This window comes from Amycolatopsis sp. PSD-21, from assembly GCF_055561455.1.
In genome coordinates, this window is record NZ_CM145712.1 from 3,640,275 (window position 1) to 3,659,021 (window position 18,747).

Below are 18,747 nucleotides of genomic sequence, written 5' to 3' on the forward strand. Positions count from 1 at the left end.
GGGTGAAGCGAGAGGAGGTCGGTCATGGACGCCAGTCCGCTGCGGGTCGCGGTGATCATCGGGAGCACCCGCGAGGGGCGGGTGGGGGAGGCCGTCGGCAAGTGGTTCACCAGCCGGGCGGAGCATCGGGACGATCTCGTCACCGAAGTGCTCGACCTGGTCGACTTCGACCTGCCCGCGGGACTGCCGGAGCATCCGACGTCCGACATGAAACGGTTCGCGGGGCTGGTCGACGAGGCCGAGGCGTTCATCGTCGTCACGCCCGAGTACAACCGCAGTTTCCCGGCGTCGCTCAAGCAGGCGATCGACTGCGCCTACGACGAGTGGCGCGCGAAGCCGGTCGGTTTCGTCTCCTACGGCTACCGCTCGCAGGGGCTCTACGCCGTGGAGCAGCTGCGCACGATCTTCACCGAATTGCACACGGTGACCATGCGCGACACCGTGGCCTTCAACCTCCTCGACGGCACCTTCGCCCGCGACGGCACCCCGTTCGACAGCGACGGGCAGGGACAGGCCGTGACCACCCTGCTCGACGAGCTCGCCTGGTGGGGCCTCGCCCTGCGCGAAGCGCGCGCCGCTCGCCCCTACGTCTGCTGAATACCTCTGAAAGGAAACGGAAAATGAGTGAACTGGCCATCGAAGCCTCGGGGCTGGTCAAGGTGTTCGGGGACAACCGCGCGGTCGACGGGATCGACCTGCAGGTCCCCGCCGGCACCGTGTACGGCGTCCTGGGGCCGAACGGCGCCGGCAAGACCACCGCGGTGAAGATGCTCGCCACCCTGCTCCGCCCCAACGGCGGGGAAGCACGGATCTTCGGCAAGGACGTCGTCCGCGACGCCGACGCGGTCCGGTCCATGGTGAGCCTGACCGGGCAGTACGCCTCGGTCGACGAAGACCTGACCGGCACCGAGAACCTGGTGCTGATCGGCAGGCTGACCGGGCACCGTAAACCGGCCGCCCGCGCCCGGGCGGAGGAACTGCTGGCGGCGTTCGGCCTGACCGAAGCCGCGGGCAGGCAGGTGAAGAACTACTCCGGCGGGATGCGGCGGCGGATCGACATCGCCGCGAGCATCCTCAACACCCCGGACGTGCTCTTCCTCGACGAGCCGACGACCGGGCTCGATCCCCGCAGCCGCAACCAGGTCTGGGACATCGTGCGCGCCATCGTCAAGCACGGCACCACGGTCCTGCTGACCACGCAGTACCTCGACGAGGCCGACCAGCTGGCGTCCCGGATCGCGGTCATCGACCACGGCAAGGTGATCGCCGAAGGCACCAAGGGGCAGCTGAAGGCGTCGGTCGGGGCAGGCGCGGTCCACGTCCGGCTGCGCGAGGCCGACCAGCGTGCCGAGGCCGAAGCGCTGCTCGTCCGCAGCCTGGACGCCCAGGTGCTGCTGGAGCCGGACCCCGTCGCGCTCACCGCGCGGCTCACGGGCGAAAGCACCGAACAGGGTGCCGCCGAGCACGCCGCGCGCGCACTGTCCGAACTCGCGCGCGCCGGCATCGTCGTCGACACCTTCTCCCTCGGCCAGCCGAGCCTCGACGAGGTCTTCCTGGCCCTGACCGACCGCACCGCCACGCCCGAGGAGAGTGCGGCTTGACCCGCGGAATCAAGTCCGCCACCGGTACGTCCGGCGGCCGAAAGGCGCACCAACCCAACTCGCCCGCGCGGTACTGAGGAGAGATCAGCTTGAGCACCACGGCAGTCAAAGACAACGAACCCGTTCTCGCGGCACCGAAGGCGGAGGATCTCGCCGCCGTCCTGATCGCGAAGAACCGCCCTCAGCGCCCCAGCGCGCTGTCGACTTCGGTCACCTTCGGGTGGCGCGCGATGCTGAAGATCAAGCACGTGCCCGAGCAGCTGTTCGACGTCACGGCGTTCCCGATCATGATGACGCTGATGTTCACCTACCTGTTCGGCGGCGCCCTGTCCGGTTCGCCGACGCAGTACCTGCAGTTCCTGCTGCCGGGCATCATGGCGAGCAGCATCCTGATGATCACCATGTACACCGGGATCTCGGTGAACACCGACATCGAGAAGGGGGTGTTCGACCGGTTCCGCACGCTGCCGATCTGGCGGCCGTCGGCGATGGTCGGCTACCTGCTCGGCGACATGCTGCGGTACCTCATCGCGTCGCTGGTGATCCTCGGCGTCGGGCTGATCATGGGCTTCCGCCCCGCCGGCGGATTCGGTGGCGTGGCCGCCGCGATCCTCCTGCTGCTGGCGTTCTCGTTCGCGTTCTCGTGGATCTGGACGATGTTCGGCCTGCTGCTGCGCAGCGAGAAGTCGGTGATGGGGGTCAGCATGATGGTGCTGTTCCCGCTGACCTTCCTCAGCAACATCTACGTCAATCCGGAGACGATGCCGGGCTGGCTGCAGGCCTTCGTCGACGTGAACCCGGTGACCCACGTGGTCGCGGCGGTCCGCTCGATGATGGACGGCAACTGGGACGGCGGCGAGATCAGCTGGGTGCTGATCGCCGGCGCGGTCATCCTCGCGATCTTCGGCACCTTGACGATGCGCCTCTACAACCGCAAGTGACCTGGGGTCGTGAGTGTTCCGGCGATCCGGAACACTCACGCCCCGCTTGCGGCTTCGCGTGATCAGGCGGACGACACGCGTGTTTGGACGGACGCCTCACGGCGGAACCCGGGCCACGCGCGTGTCGTCCGTCTGATCACGTGTGTCGTCCATCCAGTCACGAGTGTCGTCCGTTCAGTCACGCGCGCCGTCCCTCTGATCACGCGTGCCGGCCGGTTCGTACCGGAGATCTCGCGGCTCACAGCCGCCAGGGGACCTTGTCTTCGGGCGCGTACCGGCACGAGGAACCGGTGGTGACCGCCGCGCGCAGGTGCGCGGCCAGCGCCGGATGCTGCTCGTCCAGTTTGCGCAGGGTGTCCCGGATCCGGGCGGTCACCGTCTTGCGGGCGCGTTCCGCCTCGTCACCGAGCCGCCGGGTCCGGCCCCCGAGCCCGGCCGCGGACCGCAGCTCGGCGAGCAGCGCGTCCCGTTCACGGTCCAGCGTGGCGGCGCGCGCGTCCTGGCCCATCCCGGTCGCGGTGTCGATCAGTTCGTCCAGTTCGTCGAGCCGCGCGCGGTACCGGGCCTTCGCCTCGTCGTCGAGGACGGCGTCTCCGCCGAGGCTCTTCGCGGCGACGACCACCTCGCCACCTTCGGGGTCGAGCAGCCGCACGGCCGGCACTTCCGAACCCGGCCTGCCGAGCAGGAAATGCAGGTCCCGCAAGCCTTTCGAGTCCGGAAGGTGGGCGGTGACACCGTCGAAGTGCAAGGTCCACACGGCATCGTCGCGACGGAACTCCGCCCTCGGCGCCGCCTGGGCCCGCGTCTCCTCCCGCGCCTTCGTCATCCTGGCCACGACCGGCCGCATGCCCAGCGCGGTGGCTTCTTCGGTCACTTCGGCCAGGAGGGCCGCCGCGGCCGCCGCGTCGCCTTCGAGATTCCGGCCGAGCAGCGCCTTCACCAGCCAGGACTTGGCTTCGGTCGCCCAGACCGTCGCCCGGAGGCGATCCGCGGAGAGCGCGGCGCCGCGCAGCCGGTCCACCGCGTCGTTCCAGCGTTCCTGCGCCAGGTCGAGCCTGCCGAGCCAAAGGTCGACCGGGCCGGAGATCTCGCAGCCGTACAGGGAGACCAGCCACTCCCCGCTGTAGGGCGCGAGCGGCGCGCGGGCCGCTTCGCAGCGCTCGGGATCGCGGGAGACCGCCGCCGTCTGCGCCTGACAGCGCAACCACAACGCTTCCAGGTCGCGAGGGTACGGCTTCACGTCGGCCGCGAGCTCGGTGAGCCGGACGGCTTCCCCGACGTCCTCACGCTGGGCCGCGGTGATCGCCTCCAGCATCCGGCCGTAGACGTATCCGCTGCGCGAGATCTCGCGGTGCAGCCCGGCGAGATCGTCGAACCGCCCCTCCAGGCACCACCGGATCCACCGCTGCAGCTGGTGCAGGTCGGCGAAGTGGGGATGCTCGTCGCCGGCGTGACACGAGACCACCTGATGGATATACGCCTCGGCTTCGGCGAACCGGCCCTGGAGGGTGGCGATGATGCTCTGATCGATCCGGGACGCCAGTTGCGAACTCGGCGCCCTGCCGGTGGCCGCCAGCGCGAGAAACTCTTGGTACTGCTCGAAATACCGGGGCTCGCCCTGTTCGAGCTGCGCTACCCACTTGAAGGACGCCGCGTAGTGCTCCAATTCCGGATTCGCCGTGCGACGGCCGACGGCGACCAGCTCGTCGGTGAGCCGTTCCCGCTCCGCGGCGCTGCCCGGCCCCCAGATCGCGTCGTGCCGTGCCCACAAACCGAACAACAGCGCGGAATCGTCCTGGTCGGCGCGGGCGGTCATCATGACGCGGGCGGAGAGCTCCTGTGTCATCTCCTCGACGGTGAGCTCCTGCCCGGGCTCGCGGCCGCAAAGCCGCGCGTGCGCTTCGGTGAGCACCTTGACCGTCTCGTCGACCCGGACGCTCTTGTGATCGGCGCGGACGAGGGTCAGCGCCAGGCGGGCGAGGAGATCGTCGTCGTCGAGATCATGGATGAGCGCGGAAACCTCGTCGAGGACCTGTCTGCCCTCGTCCGATTCGTGATGGCGGGTCAGATGCGCGCCCAGTTCGAGGGCGATGACCGCCTGTCGCCGCCGGTCCTCGGCGATCTCCAGCGCCCGCCGGTAGTGCGTGGTCGTCTCCTCGATCGCCATCCGGCCGGTGGCGTCGATCGCGGCGGCCAGCAACAGGTCGATGGCCTCGTCCGGATCGAGTTCCCGTCCGGCGAGCAGCGCGTGACGGGCCAGGTCCGCGGGGAAGAGGCTGTCCCGGGACGCCGGCGTCTCGCGGACGGCCGAGACGACGGCGGCGTGCTGCTTCCGGCGGTCCGACTCGGAGAGACTCGCGTACAGCGTTTCTCGGACGAGGTCGTGGGCGAAGGCGAAGCGTCCTTGTCCTTGCACCACCACGAGTCGCGCCGCGACGGCCTGGTCGAGCAGCCGGTCGACCTGGGGAACGGGTGCCGACGCCACGCCCGCGAGCAGGCGGCGGTGGAACTCCCTGCCGAGTACCGACGCGGTGGTCAGCAGATCGAGGACCGGCTGGGGGAGCAGGGAAAGCCGTCGCTGCAGAGCGTCGGCCACGCCGGGGGCGATGGTCTCGGCGGAACCCCCGCTGTGCCAGAGCCGCGCGGTCTGCTCGACGAAGAACGGGTTGCCGCCGGTGCGGCGGTGGACCTCGGCGACCAGCGCGTCGTCGGGTGCCGCGCCCGCCGTCCTGGTCATGAGCGCGCCGACCTCGTCCGGTTCGAGGCCGGTGAGAGTGACCGAAGTGGCCTTCGTGAGCAGCGGCATCATGAGCGAGCGAAGCGGGTGATCGGTCGCCTCGACCTCGACATCCCGGTAGGTGCCGATCAGCAGCAGCCGCTCGAACCAGGTGTGCTGCGCGGCGAATTCGAGCAACCGCAGCGACGCGGCGTCGGCCCAGTGCAGGTCGTCGAGCACCACCACGATCGGCCGGTCCTGGGAGGCGGCGACCAGCACGCTCGTCACCGCGTCGTACAGCCGGAACCCGTCGGCCGCGCCGTCGCCGCGCGCCTCGCCGAGCAGGACGTCCAGTTCGCTGTCGGCCATCGCGGCCCAGCGGCCCTGCCCGACCGCGCGCCGCAACCCGCGGACCACCTGTGTCCACGGCCAATAGCCCGGTGCGCTCGCCGAGTCCCAGCAGGACCCGTTGAGCACCAGGGCGCCCAGGCGTTTCGCCTCGTCGGCGGCGCCGGTGACGAGCGTGGTCTTGCCGATCCCGGCCTCGCCGGTGACCAGCACCAGCCCGCCGTGGCTTTCGGCGGCACGGGCGATCTCCGCGCGGAGAACCCCCGCGGGATGGTCACGTCCGATGAGCGCGGCTGACATGTCCGAATCCTCCCAGTAAGGTCCGACAATCTCACGACGCGCGCCCGATGTCAGGCGTTACCCCCGGTCCGTCGTGACCGACGGTGACCGACGTCTCCCGGTCGCCGGGAACCCCTGGCGTGCGAAAACCGACTTTCTGGACGTGACTAATCGAGTGGGACGGCGGGTGAACAGCCGTCGAAATTCCTGCCCCGCGGGGCGAGGGCGGCCTGTTGTGCCAGGTCAGGTGATCGGCGGCTGGAGTAGGGTGCGGGGTATGGGGAGCATTCGCTCGCGCGTGCTGGCTTGGATCGGCCGGCGCTACCTCGCGCGTCAGCAGAAGAACGGTTTCGACCTGTCCAAGATGTCGATCATCCCGGACAACGCGCTGCTGCCGCTCAAGCGCGACGGTCTCGACCCGGTGGCCGAGCTGGGCCGGATCCGCGCGACGGAGCCGATCAGCAAGCTCGACCTGCCGTTCGGGATGAACGGCTGGCTGGTCACCGGCTACGACGAGGCCAAGGCCGTGCTCGGCAAGGTGAGCGAGTTCAGCAACGACTTCACGAACCTGGTCGGGAACGCCGGCGTCACCGAGGACCAGAACCCCGGCGGGCTCGGGTTCGCCGATCCGCCGGTGCACACCCGGCTGCGGCGGCTGCTCACGCCCGAGTTCACCATGCGGCGGCTGTCGCGCCTGGCGCCGCGGATCGACGAGATCGTCGCCGACCAGCTCGACGCGATGGCGAAGGCCGACGGTCCCGTCGACCTTTGGGAGGCCTTCGCGCTGCCGATCCCGTCGCTGACGATCTGCGAACTGCTGGGCGTCCCGTACGAGGACCGCGACGATTTCCAGCGGCTGAGCACCGCCCGGTTCGACCTCTTCGGCGGCGCGGGCGCGTCGCTCGGGGCGATGACCGAGTCACTGTCCTATCTGGACGAGATCGTCAAGAAGCAGCGCGAGAACCCGGGCGACGGCCTGCTCGGCATGCTCATCAAGGAGCACGGCGACGAAATCGACGACCGTGAACTCGCCGGCCTCGCCGACGGCGTGCTCACCGGCGGGCTGGAGACCACGGCGAGCATGATCGCGCTCGGCGCGCTCGTGCTGCTCAAGGACCGCTCGCTGTTCGAGACCGTCCGCGGCGACGACGAGGCGGTCCACAAGTTCGTCGAGGAACTGCTGCGCTACCTGACCGTCGTGCAGATGGCGTTCCCTCGGTTCGCCAAGGAGGACATGGAGGTCGCGGGCGTCCGGATCGCGAAGGGCGACATCGTGCTCGTCTCGCTCAGCGTCGCGAACCGGGACGGCGACCTCGGCGAGGACATGGAGAAGTTCGACGCGACCCGCGAGCCGACCTCGCACCTCGCCTTCGGCTGGGGAATCCACCGGTGCATCGGTGCCGAACTGGCCAGGATGGAACTGCGCACCGCGTATCCCGCGCTGGTACGCCGGTTCCCCGAGATGCGGCTGGCGATCGAACCGGACGCGGTCGGCTTCCGGAAGGTCTCGATCGTCTACGGCGTCGACGCGTTGCCGGTCCTGCTGGACTGAACCTCAGGCGACTCCTCTCGGGCGGAACTGGATGCTGATCCTCGGCCCGACCGGTCTGGCGGTCTTGGGGACGGCGTGTTCCCAGGTCCGCTGGCAGCTGCCGCCCATGACGATCAGGTCGCCGTGGCCGAGGGCGTGCCGGACGGTCTCGCCCCCGCCACGCGGCCGCAGGGCCAGCTGGCGGGCGGCGCCGACCGAGACGATCGCCACCATGGTGTCCTCGGTGCGGGACCGGCCGGTGTCGTCGCCGTGCCAGGCGACGCTGTCGCGCCCGTCCCGGTAGAAGCACAGGCCGGACGTCACGAACGGCTCGCCGAGCTCGTCCGCGTAGTGCGCGGAGAGCGTCTCCCTCGCCTCGGTGAGGATCGGGTGGGGGAGCGGCATGCCTTCGCGGTAATAGCTCAGCAGCCGGGGAACGGCGACGACGCGGTCGTACATCTGCCGCCTTTCGGCGTGCCATGGCACGTCTTCGGCGAGCCGGGTGAACAGCTCGTCGGCGCCGGCGAGCCAGCCCGGCAGCACGTCGATCCAGGCGCCACGGGTCAGCTCGGTGCGCCGGAGCCCGTCGAGCGAGCCCAGCCCGAGCGCGGCGCACTCGTCGAACAGCGAGGCTTGAAGCGCGGGGGTCATGGCAACCGAACCTACCCCTGTTCCGCTCGTTTGTCGAACGGGTGTTCGAGTGGCACGATGGTTCGCATGATCGACACAGCGAGGTCCGCGGACGGCACGCCGATCGTGTTCGAACGGCGTGGCGCGGGGCCGGTCGTGGTCGTCGTCGCGGGCGCGGGCAACGACCGGCACGGTGACGAACCGTTGGTCGCGGAGCTGACGGCCGAGTACTCCGTGGTGACCTACGACCGGCGGGGCCGCGGCGACAGCGGGGACACCGCGCCGTACGCGGTCGAGCGCGAGATCGAGGATCTGGCCGCGGTCGTCGCCGCGCTCGGCGAGCCGGCGATCGTGCACGGCATCTCCTCCGGTGGCGCGCTCGCCCTCCTCGCCGCCGCGGCGGGAGTGCCGATGGCCCGGCTGTCGGTCTTCGAGCCGCCCTATCGCGGCGAAACGGAAGACGTTCCCGAGGGATACGCCGAGCGGATGCGCGAGCTGGTCGCGGCGGATCGCTGGGACGACGCCGCCGCCCTGTTCATGATGTCCGCGGTCGGCGCCCCGGAGGAGGCCGTGGCGGAGGCCAAGGAGACGCCGGTGTGGGCCGAACTGCGGTCGTTCGCGCCGACGCTCGTTTACGACGCCTTCGTGATGCGGGACTCCAAGGTGCCCGGCGAGCTGGCGTCGATCGCGACGCCCGTCCTCGTGGTGAACAGCACCGGCAGCACGGACTGGCTGAAGGCCGCGGCGCTCGTCACCGCGAAGGTGGTCCCGGGGGCGCTCCAGGTCGGGCTGGACGGCGAGTTCCACAGTGTCCCGCCGGAGCGGCTCGTGCCGGAACTCAGCGCGTTCTACCGGGATCCTTGGTGAGGCGCAGGTAGGCCGCGCCCCGAGGGGAGATCCGGTAGCCGACTTCGAGGCTGAGTGTCAGGCCGAGGTTCTTGAGCTTGCGGATATCGACCTTCAACGGATCCTTCTCGCGGCCGAGGAGGTCGGCGAGTTCCTGTGCGCGGCGTCCGGGATTGTCTCGGATGAGGCGCAGGGTCTCGTGTGTCCACGGATGCCGTCTGTCCATCTTGGACAGACGGCGGCGGATCGTCTCCACGTCCTTTTCGGACAGTTCGGCGTCCGCGCTGAGCGCGCGCCGGGGGTCGGGCCCGAGATGGCGCAGCTGGACGCGGTACACCGGGGCGTCCGCGGGGCCGCGCAGCGTGCCCCGCACCGCGTTCGCCGACTCCGCGCCGGACCGGCGGGCGTCGGCGTCGGTGATGGCGGCTGGGTCGACGATCTCGACCGAGACGACCTCGATCACCCCGGCCTCCAGGCGCATCACGTCACCCGGGTGGACGTTCTGTTTCGACCAGCGCCGGAAGGCCAGGTCGATCGTCCCGGCCGCCAGTCCTTCGAGGACCGTCAAGGAGAGGATCACCGTCGTTACCCAATCAGCGGGACGCCGGGGCGTCAACGTCTTGTCCGATGACGGTTCGCGCTCGTACAGTCGCAGCCTGGTCCTGGTCTGGACCATCACCGCCGCCCTGAGTGTGCAGGAGGCAGGATGCGGAGACGACTTCGGACCGCCGGGGTGGTCACGGCGGCCGTGCTCGGCCTGATCGCGTCGGCGATGCCGGCGACCGCCCAGGTCGGCACCGGGCCGTGGACGGCGGAGAATCCGTCGTTCAACGTCCAGGAACGCGGCTGTGGCAACGTCGACGGGCTGAACTTCGAGCTGACCTGCTCCACCGGAAGCGGTGATCAGCGGGCGGAACGGCGCTACGTGACCTACACCGGCGGGACCCGGCAGTTCGAGGGATCGTTCCGGATCACCAGCATGGCGGGTAGCCGGATCAGCCTGAAGCAGACCTTCCGCGACGCGCCGACCGCCGGGCCGTACTTCATGCTCGCGGTCGAACGCGGCGGGCGGCTCTACGCCGTCCACGGCGGGGACACCCTGGGGAGCGGGGCGACCGTCGGAACGTCCGTGCGGGTCAACACCGTGCACCAGGTCGGGAGCACGCACAAGGTGTACATCAACGGTTCGCTGAAGCAGACCGTGAGCAGCAGTGGCGGGAGCTACTACGACAAGTTCGGCGCTTACCGGACGGCCAGCGGCGCCGGGCCGGTCAAGGTGACGTGGAGCGGGATCAAGTTCTGGCGGAAGTGAGCCCGAGTCCGTGAAGGCCTTCTTCGCTCAGGAGGCCTTCACGACTGGGGCCCGCGGCGCCACGCGTCGAGGTCCGTCCACGCCTGGAGCGTCTGCCTGCTCTCGAACCGGCGTCGTTCCCCGGTGACCGGATCGGTGAATTCGAGGGCCTTCGCCAGCAGTTGCAAGGGTTCGGTGAAGTCGTCGAGCGGGGTTTCGGTCAGCTCCGGGTAGAAGTCGTCGCCGAGGATCGGCAACCCGAGTCCGCTCATGTGCAACCTGAGCTGGTGGGTGCGGCCGGTCGCGGGGATCAACCGGTAGCGGCCGAGGCCGTCGCGGTGCTCGATGAGCTCGACCCGCGTTTCGGCGTTGGGTGGCCCATCGACCTCCTGCGCGGCGATGACCCCGCGTTCCTTGACGATGCGGCTGCTGATCTCGCGAGGCAGCACGACGTTCGGGTCGTACCGGGCGATCGCCTCGTATTCCTTGTGCACCAGGCGATCCCGGAACATCGTCTGGTATTTCCCGCGGACCTCGGGGGTGATCACGAACAGGATGAGCCCCGCGGTGACCCGGTCGAGCCGGTGGGCGGGGCTGAGCCGGGGAAGGTCGAGCTCGCGGCGCAGGCGGACCAGCGCGGTCTGCAGGATGTGCCGCCCGCGCGGGATCGTCGCGAGGAAATGCGGTTTGTCGGCGATCAGGAAATGCTCGTCGCGGTGCACGACGGAGACCTCGAACGGCACCTCGACCTCGTCGGGCAGGTCGCGATGGAACCAGATGAACGAGTCCGGCACGAACGGGGAATCGACGCCCAGCGGCCCGTCGAGCCCGACGATGCGCTCCTCCCGGAGCATCTCCTCGATCCGCTCGAGCGCGACGCGGGGAAGCCGCTCGACGAGGTGCTCGCGCAACGTCGTCCACGGCCCCTCGGCGGGCATCTTGAGCCTCGCGGGATCGAGCCCGTGACGGGGCGGGAGCGGCGGGCGGAGCTTGCGTCTCATCACCGGGCACTCTAGCCGTGTGGGCTCGTCCGTCCTGGTCGCGGGCGGGTGCCGCCGGGCGTCGGCTGGCGGCGGGGTGTCGCGAAAGCCACTTTCGGGACACCTGATGTCCCGAAAGTGGCTTTCGCGACATCTCCGGAGTTATCCACAGTGGGGCCGGTGGGGCGAGTTGTCCACAGGTAGCGCCGGAGGCACTGGTGGCCGCGGGTCGGCGAGGTCGACGATCACGAGGTGCAACCTGGAGATTGGGCCCGTGATCCCGAGGGGCTCTACCAACACAGTCGTGGCGGCGTGATCACCGTTGCCCGGTTGACTGAACTCGGCGTTCCGTCGAGGACCTGCTATCGACGGTGCCGTCCGGGACAGCGGTGGCGCCGTCTGTTACCGGGAGTCTTGATGCTCAATTCCGGCGAGCCGACGCGACGGCAGCTCGTCGACGCCGCACTTCTGTACGCCGGGCCGGACGCGGTGGTGACGGGAGCGACCTCGTGCCGTCGGCAAGGGTTGAAGATGCTGCCGGACGGTGACTTCCGAGTCCATCTTCTGGTGCCCCTCGAGCACAAGGTCGGCAGTTCCGGGTACGTGATCGTCGAACGAACGACCCGGCTGCCGCAGGCGGTCGTGTCCGGCGGAGTGCCGCTGGCACCGCTGGACCGTTCGGTACTCGACTGCTGTCGCCGCCTTGGCTCGCGCCACGAGGTTTCCGCTCTGCTGGCAGAGGCGGTGCAGCGGGGCGCGAGACTGCCGGAGCTGTTCGCCGAACTCGATGCCGGAAGCAGTCGCGGCACCGCGATCCCGCGCGAGGCGTTGCATCGGATCGCCGACGGAGCCCGCTCGGCCGCGGAGGTCGACGCGATGAAGGTGTGGCGGATGAGCGGCTTGCCGGAACCCTTGTGGAATCACGAGTTGCGGGATGAGAACGGCGAATACATCGCGATCGCCGACGGGTACTTCGCGTCGGCCGGGATGGCCTGGGAGATCGATTCGTACGACTTCCACTTCGGCAAGCAGCAGTACGCCGCGACGGTGGCGAGAAACGCCAGGTACGCGGCTGCGGGGATCGTCGTTCTCCAGACCTTGCCGAGCCGGTTACGAACGGAGCCGAAGCGGGTGGCCGCCGAACTCGTAGCCGCCTACCGTGCTGCCGAAGCGCGCACGCGACGGGCGGCCTGATCCCCCGGTGGCCGCGCTTCGGTGTCGCGAAAGCCACTTTCGGGACGCCTGATGTCCCGAAAGTGGCTTTCGCGACACCGGCTTCACTCGGGCGGCAACACCGGGCGGAGGAGGGGAGGGCGCCCCAGCGGATCAGGAGCCGGCCTGGTTCCGGTACCGCGCGAGGTACCGCTCGGTCACCTCGGCTTCCGCGACCGCCACGGCCTCCGCGCGCGTCCGGCGCCCGATACCCGGCGGGAAGCCGTTCTTGGCGAGCCGGTGCTCGATGCTCTCCTCCATGTACGCCATCGAGTAGAAGTACGCGACGAGCGCGGCCATCAGCACGATCGCCAGCCGCAGGGTGAGCGGGCCGGGCAAGGAGCAGCCACACGGCGCAGAGCGGCGCGATCATCACCGTGCTGCGGGCGACGTGCCGCCAGCGCCAGCTTCCCGTGGTCGCGTCGTGGAGGATCCAGGCGTGGTAGCGCTCGGGCAGCCTGCCGCCGAGTGAGTACCACAGCCAGCGGAACACGTCCGGGCGTTTGCGGGGCATCGGGCGACTCCTTCCGTCGATGCCGCCACAGTACACTAACGATTAGCACACTAAACATTAGCGTCGCGGCTAGGATCGGCGGCATGAACTCGAAGGGGCCGGAGATGAAGTCGATCGATCTGGGCGAGGACCCGCTCGCGCTGGAACGTCAGGTGTGTTTCGCGCTGTCGGTCGCGTCGCGCAGCGTCATCGCCATCTACCGTCCGCTGCTGGAACCCCACGGGCTCACCCATCCGCAGTACCTCGTCATGCTGGCGCTGTGGGAGCGCGGCCCACAGGCGGTCAAGGACCTGAGCGTCGCCCTGCGCGCCGAGCCGGCGACGCTGTCACCACTGCTCAAACGCCTGGAGACGATCGGTTACGTCACGCGCAGGCGCAGTTCCGAGGACGAGCGGCTGCTGACGGTCGAGTTGACGGAATCCGGTCGCGCGTTGCGCGCGGAGGCGGAAAAGATCCCGTACCGCGTCGTGGAGAAGCTCGGCATGGAGGTCTCCGAGCTGGAGGCGCTGCACAAAGCACTGACCCGCGTCATCGAAGCCACGGCTTGAGCGAACCGAAACCGTGGTGTGACGAAATGAGGGTGTGAAGCCGCTCCGGGGTGGGTAATTCCCGTCACGCCAACTCAAAGTGACAGGAAGATGAGGGACCGTGACCACCTCGACCCCCGCGCCCACGGAAGCAGGTCTGGAGCTCAAGACCAGGCTGAACGCCTACCTGGAGGACGTGGCCGCGGCACTGGGGATACGGATGGAGGCGTCCACGGTCGACCTCACCGGTCCGGTCACCGCCAGGATGAGGCTCAACTGGCGTCTTCCCGGCTTCCCCGAGCGCGACGTCGACCTGATGTGGCACGAAGAGCACGGCTGGTCGGCCGCCGTGGCGACGCATTCGGACGACGATCACCACGTCGTCGTCGCCTACCTCGGCGGCCGGACCGTGGCGTCGCAGCCGCGGCTGGTCGCCAGGTTCGCCGAAACCCTCCGCACCGGGGACCACCAGGACTGCTGGCCCGGCGCGCCGACGTTGCGCACCGCCGGCGGGCCGTCCGCGCTTGCGAAGGAGCTTTCCGCCTGGGCCTGATCACCTGGGCGGCGTGAGGACGACGTCGAGCGCGATCGTGATCTCCCTGCCGATCAGGAACCTCGGCGCGCGGAGACCGATCGCCCTCCGGTCGAAGACGGCGCCGGCGACCACTCGCCAGGTGCCGTCGCCGTTGTCCACCGGCCCGGTACCGGTGACTGTCAGCGGACACGACTCGCCACGTGCTCCGAGAGCGCCGTGGACCGACCACTCGTCCGGGCCACCCTCGACGCGGTCGGCCGTGAAGGTCAGGACGGGCTGCGTGTCGATCGCCAGCAGACCGGGTTTGCGCAGGTCGGCGTCGCGTTTGGCGTTGCCGGTGTCGATGCCGTCGAGGTCCAGCGCGGCCTCGACGGCGGAGACGCCGTCCGCGGAGACCCGCACCGAACCCAGGCTGACCGGGATCGAGCCGTGAACCACGCGGAAGCCGAAGTTCCGGACGGTGAACGTGGCCGAGGTCCGTTCGGCGAGCACGGTCCAGGTGCCGACGCGTGCGGATGTCCCGGCGGTCATCGCGGCTCACCCACCAGGCCGAGCGAGGGCAGCGACGTGTGGAGCACGCGGTGGACGTCGATCCGGTCCGGACCCGGCAGCAGCGCGGGATCCTCGCCGGGCAACAGTTCCGTGCTCATGATCGTCTTCTGGACGGCCTCCATCGCCTCGATCGACTCGGTGAAGCCGAGGATGAGACTGGACCGGTCTTCGGCGGTCAGGACGTAGAAGCCGCCGACCCCGTCGAGTCCCCGGACCGCGGGCCGAATCCGCTCGCGCCCGCCGAATCGCGCGGCGTCGGCCTGTGCCGGGGTGAGCGGCCGGTCGAACCAGGTCGCCTGCGCGATTTCGGGCTCGGCCGTGCCGCCTTCGACGTCGGAGACCTCGAAGACCCGGGCGTCGAAGGTGCCGGGTGTGCGCCGGTCTGCCGCGGCGAGCGCGGACCCGCGGTCGCGCCACAACGCGACGACGAGCCCGGTCAGGCCGCCGACCTGGGCGAGGGTGCAGGTCCCGGGCGATCCCGTGCCGGGGTGGAGTTCGGCGGCGAGGGCGTGACCCCAGCCCGCGGACTCGCCGGCGTGCGAACGCCGGAACTGGTGGACGGTGGCGTACATGGGCTTTCCTTTCCGTCGGACACGCCGACTCTGCGCCCTCGGCCGCCGCCGGACATCAGTGCCAGTACGCAGTGCGGTACGGAATCGGGCACTCGGAGCGATACTCCTTTCGTGAACCGGGAACCGTTCGTGGGCCGGGCGGCCGAACTGGCGAGTCTGCGTGGCAGGCTCGCCGACGCCGCCGCGGGTTCCGGCGGGCTCGTGCTCGTCTCGGGGCCGCCCGGGATCGGCAAGACCAGGCTGGTCGAGGAGGCGGTGTCCACCGCGACCGAGGTCGTGTGGGGCCGGTGCGCCGACGATCCGGGAGCGCCGCCGCTGTGGCCGTGGCGTCGCGTCGTCGAGGCGCTGCCGTCGGTCGATTCGGCCGTGAAGGCCGCCTTCGCCGAGGCCGAGGGCGTGGCCGACGTCCAGGCCGCCCGGTTCCGGCTGGTCGCCGCGGCGTCGGACGCGCTGGTGGCCGCCGCCGAACCGGCGGGCCTCGTCGTCGTCCTGGAGGACCTGCACTGGGCCGACGAAGCGTCCTTGCGTCTGCTGCGGCATTTGGCGGGGGAGCTGCGGCGGTCGAAGCTGGCCGTGATCGCGACGCATCGGGACACCGGGCACACGCCCGCGCTGGACGCCGCCCTGCCGGATCTCCTGCGCCGTCCGGGCGCGCGGGGCATCTCGCTGCCGCCGTTGGCCGAGCCCGAGGCACGGAGGCTCCTCACCGGACTGGCGGAGGAGGAAATACGCGAGGCGTATCGCCGCTCCGGCGGGAATCCGCTCTATCTCGGCGCGATCGCGCGTTCGGCGGGCGGAGCCGAACTCGGCCATCTCGTGCGCGCCACGGTGGCGGCGCTCGGGCCGGAGGTGCGGCGGCTGCTCGCCATCGCGGCGGTACTCGGCGAGGACGTCGAAGCGGCTCTCCTGGCGGAGGTGTCCGGCCTGCCGCTCGCAGAGGTGGCACACGGGCTCGATCAAGCCACGAAGGCCGGCGTGCTCGGTGAGGGGCGATTCGCGCACGCCGTCGTCCGCGACGGGATCTACGCGGATCTGGGGCAAACCGAGCGGGAGGCGTTGCACGGCCGTGCCGCCGCCGCGCTCGAAGACCACGCCCGGCGCGACCCCGCGCTCGCCGGGACGGTCGCGGGGCACTGGCTGCGCTCGGCGTCCGCGCCGGAGAAGACTGCCGAGTGGGCGGCGATCGCGGCCGCGGAAGCGAACCGGGCACTGGCCTTCGACGAAGCGGCGCGTTTCCTCGCGATCGCGCTGGGCGCCCGCGCGAAGACCGGACTGTCCGAAGTGGACCGTGCCGGGCTGCTGCTCGACCTGGCCCTCGCCGAATACCGGACCGGCCGGTTCGCGCGAAGTCTCGACCATGCCCGGCAGGCCGCCGACGCCGGGCTGCTCGCCCGCGCGGCGCTGGTGGTCCGCGATGTCGCGGCGCCGGACCTCCTGCCCGGCATCCGCGACCTGGCCGCCCGCGCGCTCGCCGCGGACGACGTCGACCGGACGACACGGGCGCGTCTGCTGGCGCACAGCGCGTCGGTGGAGGCCGACTACGGCCGGTTCGCCGAAGCGGGGAAGCTCGCCGACGAGGCTTTCGCGCTCGCTGAGGAATCAGGTGATCCCGAAGCGCTGGTCGACGCCGTCCGCGCCCGGATGAAGGTCGCACCGGAAAAGCTGCCGTTACCCGAAAGGCTCCGGCTCGGAGCGCTGGCCGCCGAGCTGGGGGCACGCACCGGGCAACCGCTGGTTTCCTTGTGGGGACACAAATGGCGGATCGACGCGGCCTTGGAGGACGGGCGGATGGCGCTCGTCGACGACGAACTCGTCGCGGTGACGGCCCTGGCCCGGCTGACGAGGCTGCCGCTGGTCCGCTGGCACGACCTGCGGCTGCGCAGTTCGGTGCTGGCCTTGCGCGGGGATCTGGCCGAAGCGCGCGAACTCGACCTCGCGGCGGAGGAACTGGCGGACACCGAACTCGCGGACGACTTCTCCGCGAAAGGGATGTCCTACGCCTTCCGCGCCCAGCTCGTGCTGCTCACGGGTGATCCCGGCGATCTCCCGAAGGACTACGCGAGCCTGCTGGAGCGGGCCCCGCACCTGCCGGTCACCCTGGTCTCGCGGCCGCTGCTGAGCCTGCTCACGGGCGACCTCGACGAGGCCCGGGTCCGGTACGAGCAGCTGGTCCCGCTGGTGCGGAGCCCGGAGTTCGCCTTGCACACCACCGGTGCGCTGCCCAATCTCGTGCCGCTGGTCGAAGCCTTCCACGACACCGACATGGCGGAATACCTGTTGCGGCGCCTTGAAGAAGTGCGGCCGATCGTGTCCGGAGGCGCCGGCGTCTTCTGTACCGGCTCGACCCTGGAGCAGCCCGCCCGCCTCAACGCCGTTCTGGGCCGCCACGACGAGGCCGTGCGGCTGTACGAGCGGACGATCGCCGTCAACGAAGGCATCGGTGCCCGCCCCGGTGTCGCCCTGGCCAGGTTGCTGCTCGCCGAAACGCTGGTCGCCCGGGGAGATCTCGTTCGCGCGCAAGGGATCGCGCGTGACGCGCTCGACGAGTTCCGGCGCCTGGCCATGCCGGGACCGCTCGCGCGGGCCGCGGCGCTGCTCGATCGGATCCGCGCCGGACGCCGTGCCGCCGACCCGCTCACCGGGCGGGAACGCGAGATCGTCGCCCTGCTCGCCGACGCGCTGAGCAACCGCCGGATCGCCGAGAGGCTCGTGCTTTCCGAACGCACGGTGGAAAGCCACGTCCGGAGCATCCTGGCGAAACTGGGCCTGGCGAACCGGACCGAGGTCGTCGCGTGGGCGAGCAGGGAAGGCCTCAGGGACTGACGGTCAGCTTGCCGAGGATGCGCGCGACGACGGCGTCGAGGTTGGCTTCGAGGAAGAAGTGCCCGCCCTCGAACACCTCCATCTCGAACGAGCCGGTGGTGTGCTCACGCCAGTTTTCGACGTCCGGCAGGTGCAGGACCGGGTCCGCGTTCCCGGCGAGCGCCACGATGGGGCAGCTCACGTCGGGGCCGGGCCGGTACCGATAGGTCTCGACGGCCTTGTAGTCGCCGCGCAGCGCGGGCAACGCGAGCGCGCGGATGTCCGGGTCGGCGAAGATCGTGGGGTCCGTGCCGCCGAGACGGCTGACCTCGTCGAGGAAGGTGTCGTCGTCGGCGAGGTGGTGCGACTTCTCCTTCTGGATATCGGGACCACGGCGGGCCGAGACGAACAGCGCCGCCGGGACGATCCCGCGTGCTTCGAGCCGCCGGGCGACCTCGAAGCCGACGATCGCGCCCATGCTGTGCCCGAAGAGGGCGAACGGTTGCGGGAGCGCGGCGGCGACGTCCACCAGATGCTCGGCCAGGACGTGGACGTCGTCGATGACCGGTTCGCCCATCCGGTCCTGGCGTCCCGGGTACTGGGTGGTGTGCACCTCGATCGTGGGCGAGAGAGCCGCCGAAAACGCGCGGTACGCGCTCGCCGATCCGCCCGCGTGCGGGAAGGCGAGGAGCCGCATCCCGGCCGACGGCGCCCGGTGGAAGCAGCGCGTCCAGCTGATCGGAGCCTGTCCTGCCATCGAAAATCCCCCAATCCGTGCGGGAACGCCCCCGCACGACACTGGAATGTACGGGGGGTTCGCGGAATGAGTCCATGCTTGTGCGGGGTTGTTCACGCTGGGGGCACGGGAAG

General features: G+C 70.2%; 17 protein-coding genes and 1 pseudogene. 10 read left to right on the top strand and 8 right to left on the bottom strand.

Features of this window, described 5'->3' with window-relative positions:
• Positions 1 to 24 precede the first annotated feature (24 nt).
• The 3 genes from ACZ1DY_RS17255 to ACZ1DY_RS17265 all read left to right on the top strand — a co-directional run bounded on the left by ACZ1DY_RS17255 (position 25) and on the right by ACZ1DY_RS17265 (position 2,542).
• Positions 25 to 597: an NADPH-dependent FMN reductase gene (locus ACZ1DY_RS17255; protein WP_465484944.1), complete on the top strand. Its 573-nt coding sequence runs from the start codon at positions 25 to 27 to the stop codon at positions 595 to 597.
• A gap of 23 nt (positions 598 to 620) precedes the next feature.
• Positions 621 to 1,601, top strand: a complete 981-nt coding sequence (locus ACZ1DY_RS17260; RefSeq protein WP_126735833.1) for an ATP-binding cassette domain-containing protein — start codon at positions 621 to 623, stop codon at positions 1,599 to 1,601.
• Between the two features lie 89 nt (positions 1,602 to 1,690).
• The gene (locus ACZ1DY_RS17265) at positions 1,691 to 2,542 is read left to right on the top strand and encodes an ABC transporter permease (RefSeq protein ID WP_126735834.1); all 852 of its coding nucleotides are present in this window, start codon (positions 1,691 to 1,693) and stop codon (positions 2,540 to 2,542) included.
• A 238-nt stretch (positions 2,543 to 2,780) separates the two neighbouring features.
• Here ACZ1DY_RS17265 and ACZ1DY_RS17270 read toward each other — a convergent pair whose 3' ends face one another.
• Positions 2,781 to 5,906 carry an ATP-binding protein gene (locus ACZ1DY_RS17270; RefSeq protein WP_465484945.1) on the bottom strand — a complete coding sequence of 1,042 codons (3,126 nt, stop codon included), beginning with the start codon at positions 5,904 to 5,906 and terminating at the stop codon, positions 2,781 to 2,783.
• Between the two features lie 256 nt (positions 5,907 to 6,162).
• Here ACZ1DY_RS17270 and ACZ1DY_RS17275 point away from each other — a divergent pair, with 256 nt between their 5' ends.
• On the top strand, positions 6,163 to 7,437 hold the full coding sequence (locus ACZ1DY_RS17275) for a cytochrome P450 (RefSeq protein ID WP_192745130.1): 1,275 nt from the start codon (positions 6,163 to 6,165) through the stop codon (positions 7,435 to 7,437).
• A 3-nt stretch (positions 7,438 to 7,440) separates the two neighbouring features.
• Here ACZ1DY_RS17275 and ACZ1DY_RS17280 read toward each other — a convergent pair whose 3' ends face one another.
• Positions 7,441 to 8,067 (bottom strand): alpha-ketoglutarate-dependent dioxygenase AlkB, encoded by a 627-nt coding sequence (locus ACZ1DY_RS17280; protein WP_257487619.1) that lies wholly within the window; start codon positions 8,065 to 8,067, stop codon positions 7,441 to 7,443.
• 66 nt (positions 8,068 to 8,133) lie between these two features.
• Between ACZ1DY_RS17280 and ACZ1DY_RS17285 the strand changes: the two genes are divergently transcribed.
• Positions 8,134 to 8,913, top strand: coding sequence for an alpha/beta fold hydrolase (locus ACZ1DY_RS17285; protein ID WP_465484946.1), 780 nt, complete (start codon positions 8,134 to 8,136; stop codon positions 8,911 to 8,913).
• Here the strand turns inward: ACZ1DY_RS17285 and ACZ1DY_RS17290 are convergent.
• Positions 8,885 to 9,472, bottom strand: a complete 588-nt coding sequence (locus ACZ1DY_RS17290; RefSeq protein WP_465484947.1) for a hypothetical protein — start codon at positions 9,470 to 9,472, stop codon at positions 8,885 to 8,887. The genes ACZ1DY_RS17285 and ACZ1DY_RS17290 overlap by 29 nt on opposite strands.
• Before the next feature lie 126 nt (positions 9,473 to 9,598).
• Between ACZ1DY_RS17290 and ACZ1DY_RS17295 the strand changes: the two genes are divergently transcribed.
• Positions 9,599 to 10,204 (top strand): hypothetical protein, encoded by a 606-nt coding sequence (locus ACZ1DY_RS17295; RefSeq protein ID WP_465484948.1) that lies wholly within the window; start codon positions 9,599 to 9,601, stop codon positions 10,202 to 10,204.
• A gap of 38 nt (positions 10,205 to 10,242) precedes the next feature.
• Here the strand turns inward: ACZ1DY_RS17295 and ACZ1DY_RS17300 are convergent, their stop codons facing one another.
• Positions 10,243 to 11,184: a pseudouridine synthase gene (locus ACZ1DY_RS17300; protein WP_465484949.1), complete on the bottom strand. Its 942-nt coding sequence runs from the start codon at positions 11,182 to 11,184 to the stop codon at positions 10,243 to 10,245.
• Between the two features lie 396 nt (positions 11,185 to 11,580).
• On the opposite strand from ACZ1DY_RS17300, the gene ACZ1DY_RS17305 reads away from it, so the two are divergent.
• Positions 11,581 to 12,357, top strand: coding sequence for a hypothetical protein (locus tag ACZ1DY_RS17305; RefSeq protein WP_465484950.1), 777 nt, complete (start codon positions 11,581 to 11,583; stop codon positions 12,355 to 12,357).
• Between the two features lie 132 nt (positions 12,358 to 12,489).
• Here ACZ1DY_RS17305 and ACZ1DY_RS17310 read toward each other — a convergent pair.
• Positions 12,490 to 12,889 (bottom strand): annotated as a pseudogene (locus tag ACZ1DY_RS17310) (DUF5313 domain-containing protein).
• Between the two features lie 104 nt (positions 12,890 to 12,993).
• Here ACZ1DY_RS17310 and ACZ1DY_RS17315 point away from each other — a divergent pair.
• The gene (locus tag ACZ1DY_RS17315; protein WP_073847073.1) at positions 12,994 to 13,437 is read left to right on the top strand and encodes a MarR family winged helix-turn-helix transcriptional regulator; all 444 of its coding nucleotides are present in this window, start codon (positions 12,994 to 12,996) and stop codon (positions 13,435 to 13,437) included.
• A 100-nt stretch (positions 13,438 to 13,537) separates the two neighbouring features.
• The gene (locus ACZ1DY_RS17320) at positions 13,538 to 13,969 is read left to right on the top strand and encodes a DUF6292 family protein (RefSeq protein WP_257487614.1); all 432 of its coding nucleotides are present in this window, start codon (positions 13,538 to 13,540) and stop codon (positions 13,967 to 13,969) included.
• Here the strand turns inward: ACZ1DY_RS17320 and ACZ1DY_RS17325 are convergent, their stop codons facing one another.
• Both ACZ1DY_RS17325 and ACZ1DY_RS17330 read right to left on the bottom strand, forming a co-directional pair.
• Positions 13,970 to 14,482, bottom strand: coding sequence for a YceI family protein (locus ACZ1DY_RS17325; protein WP_465484951.1), 513 nt, complete (start codon positions 14,480 to 14,482; stop codon positions 13,970 to 13,972). It lies immediately after the preceding gene.
• Complete coding sequence (locus tag ACZ1DY_RS17330; protein WP_465484952.1) at positions 14,479 to 15,075, bottom strand: hypothetical protein; 597 nt, start codon at positions 15,073 to 15,075, stop codon at positions 14,479 to 14,481. Before ACZ1DY_RS17330 ends, ACZ1DY_RS17325 begins: the two co-directional genes overlap by 4 nt.
• Positions 15,076 to 15,186: 111 nt before the next feature.
• Between ACZ1DY_RS17330 and ACZ1DY_RS17335 the strand changes: the two genes are divergently transcribed.
• Positions 15,187 to 17,898, top strand: coding sequence for an ATP-binding protein (locus tag ACZ1DY_RS17335; RefSeq protein WP_465484953.1), 2,712 nt, complete (start codon positions 15,187 to 15,189; stop codon positions 17,896 to 17,898).
• On the opposite strand, the gene ACZ1DY_RS17340 is transcribed toward ACZ1DY_RS17335, so the two are convergent.
• Entirely contained in the window at positions 17,888 to 18,634 is a 747-nt protein-coding gene (locus ACZ1DY_RS17340) for a thioesterase II family protein (protein WP_465484954.1), read from the bottom strand. The genes ACZ1DY_RS17335 and ACZ1DY_RS17340 overlap by 11 nt on opposite strands.
• Between the last annotated feature and the right edge of the window lie 113 nt (positions 18,635 to 18,747).

Coding starts and splice junctions, on each gene's coding strand:
- ACZ1DY_RS17330 (WP_465484952.1), bottom strand. CDS start 15,075: ATGTACGCCACCGTCCACCAGTTCCGGCGTTCGCACGCCGGCGAGTCC.
- ACZ1DY_RS17305 (WP_465484950.1), top strand. CDS start 11,581: ATGCTCAATTCCGGCGAGCCGACGCGACGGCAGCTCGTCGACGCCGCA.
- ACZ1DY_RS17275 (WP_192745130.1), top strand. CDS start 6,163: ATGGGGAGCATTCGCTCGCGCGTGCTGGCTTGGATCGGCCGGCGCTAC.
- ACZ1DY_RS17280 (WP_257487619.1), bottom strand. CDS start 8,067: ATGACCCCCGCGCTTCAAGCCTCGCTGTTCGACGAGTGCGCCGCGCTC.
- ACZ1DY_RS17295 (WP_465484948.1), top strand. CDS start 9,599: ATGCGGAGACGACTTCGGACCGCCGGGGTGGTCACGGCGGCCGTGCTC.
- ACZ1DY_RS17315 (WP_073847073.1), top strand. CDS start 12,994: ATGAAGTCGATCGATCTGGGCGAGGACCCGCTCGCGCTGGAACGTCAG.
- ACZ1DY_RS17300 (WP_465484949.1), bottom strand. CDS start 11,184: ATGAGACGCAAGCTCCGCCCGCCGCTCCCGCCCCGTCACGGGCTCGAT.
- ACZ1DY_RS17260 (WP_126735833.1), top strand. CDS start 621: ATGAGTGAACTGGCCATCGAAGCCTCGGGGCTGGTCAAGGTGTTCGGG.
- ACZ1DY_RS17270 (WP_465484945.1), bottom strand. CDS start 5,906: ATGTCAGCCGCGCTCATCGGACGTGACCATCCCGCGGGGGTTCTCCGC.
- ACZ1DY_RS17325 (WP_465484951.1), bottom strand. CDS start 14,482: ATGACCGCCGGGACATCCGCACGCGTCGGCACCTGGACCGTGCTCGCC.
- ACZ1DY_RS17255 (WP_465484944.1), top strand. CDS start 25: ATGGACGCCAGTCCGCTGCGGGTCGCGGTGATCATCGGGAGCACCCGC.
- ACZ1DY_RS17285 (WP_465484946.1), top strand. CDS start 8,134: ATGATCGACACAGCGAGGTCCGCGGACGGCACGCCGATCGTGTTCGAA.
- ACZ1DY_RS17340 (WP_465484954.1), bottom strand. CDS start 18,634: ATGGCAGGACAGGCTCCGATCAGCTGGACGCGCTGCTTCCACCGGGCG.